At 77.8% G+C, this 1,900-nt stretch carries 2 protein-coding genes; both read right to left on the reverse strand.

Annotated features, from left to right (window positions below):
• Positions 1-204, reverse strand: a 204-nt coding sequence (locus tag ABEB16_RS17375; protein WP_345713481.1) for an oxygenase MpaB family protein, incomplete at its 3' end; no start/stop codon positions are given.
• Between the two features lie 186 nt (positions 205-390).
• A complete protein-coding gene (locus tag ABEB16_RS17380; protein WP_345713482.1) occupies positions 391-1,809 on the reverse strand; it encodes a ferredoxin reductase family protein in 1,419 nt (472 codons plus the stop codon).
• Positions 1,810-1,900: the final 91 nt, after the last annotated feature.

The raw sequence follows: 1,900 nt of genomic DNA on the forward strand, positions 1-1,900 counted from the left end.
GTCGGAGTGCTGCACGACCCCGGCCCCGACGAGGGGGTGCGCGATCTGCAGCATGATCGCGGCCGGTCCCCCGGCGAGGACGATCCGCTGCCCCCACAGCCGCTGGAACTGCCCGCCCTGGGGCACCAGGCCCCGGTCGCCGGGCACGCCGGGGGGCAGCGGCGGCGGGAACAGGGCGCGCACGGGCAGGCGGGGGCGGCTCACGCCCGCAGTCTCGCGCCGTGCCCGGCCACCCGCGCGGCGCGGGTCAGCCGTCGAGGGCGGACCAGCAGATCGCGTCGCGCCCGGCCTGGTCCTCGATGACCAGCGCCCGGAGCCGCTCGGGGAGCCGGGCGCGCTGCACCCGTCCGGCGTCCGGGACGGACAGCCGTCAGGCGTGGACGGCGCCGGTCACCACGCGAACTCCTCCACGTGCAGCTGCTCGGGCGGCACCCCCGCGGCCAGCGCGGTGCGGCGCACGTCCGCCGCCCACCCCCGCGGGCCGCACACGTAGACGTCGTGCTCGGCGACGTCCGGCAGCCAGCGGCGCAGCAGCGCGACGTCGTCCAGCGGCGGCGCGCCCTCCCCCAGCCACGAGCCGGGCGCACGGCGGCGGCCGGGCAGGTCGACCACGCGCAGGCCGCGCTCGGCCGCCAGCACGCCGAACTCCCACTCGAACAGCGGCCGGTCGCGGTAGCGCTGCAGCAGCACGACCTCCCCGGGGGTGTGGTCCAGCCCTTCCGCCAGCGCCCGCAGCGGCGTGACGCCCACCCCCGCGCCGATGAGGGCGACCTTGCGGCGGGTGCGGGCGCGGGCCGTCAGCCGCCCGTGCGGGCCCTCCACCAGCACGCGGGTGCCGGGGGCCAGGTGGCGCAGCCGGGCGCTGCCGTCGCCGACCTCCCGCACGGTGATGCGCAGGCTGCGCCCGTCGGGGGCGGCGGACAGCGAGAACGGGTTGCTGCGCGTCCAGCCGCGCCCGGCGAGGAACCGGAACCCCATGAACTGCCCCGCCTCGACCGGCAGCAGGTGCAGGTCGCGGCCGGTCATGTAGACGGACACCACACCCGGCGCCTCGGGCACGACGGAGCTGACGCGGACGTCGTGGCGCAGGTTGCGCACCAGCGGCACCCCGATGCGCCAGACGAGCACGGACAGCAGCGCCGCGCCCCACAACCCCCACCAGAACACCGTGCGCCCGGGCGAGGACGTGAACTCCTGCCCGGTGAGCAGCTGGTGCGGCAGGGCCAGGCCCACGCCGAGGTAGGCCCACAGGTGGACGAGGTGCCAGGACTCGTAGCGCAGCTTCCGCCGGGCGGCGCGGGTGCTGGTGACCACCACGGCGACCAGGCAGGCGGTGCCCAGGACGGCCAGCAGCCAGGTCGGGTCGTGGGTGAGGACCTGCCAGAACGTCCCCGGGACGGCGGTGAGGCTGCCCGCGGCGTAGCCCCACGTGATGAGCACGGCGTGGGCCAGCACGAGGTCGAAGGAGCAGAACCCGACCCAGCGGTGGATCCGGGCCAGCCGGTCCTGCCCGAAGGCGCCCTCCAGCAGCGGGATCCGCGCCATCAGCAGCACCTGCACGAGCAGCAGCTCCGAACCCACCAGCCCGGCGAGCCGGCCCAGCGACGTCAGGCCCGAGCGCCAGCCGCCCAGGTCGAGCAGGCCACCGCCGGCGGCCCACCAGTAGGTGACGAGCAGCGCGCCGGACCACAGGGCGCCGAGCGCACCGAGGCGGACGGCGGCGTCGGCGCGGGCGCGGGCGGTGGGGACGGCGGGGCGCGGGGCGGGGTCGCCGTGGGTGGTCGCCGGCGGGGGGGCGACGCTGCTCACGTGGTCGTGGTCCCGCTGCCACCGCCGGTGCCGGTGCCGGTGTCGGGCACGGTGCCGCCGTCGGGCACGGTGCTGCCGTCGGGCAGCGTGC

The organism is Kineococcus glutinatus, from assembly GCF_039542765.1.
Taxonomy (GTDB): Bacteria; Actinomycetota; Actinomycetes; order Actinomycetales; family Kineococcaceae; genus Kineococcus_A; species Kineococcus_A glutinatus.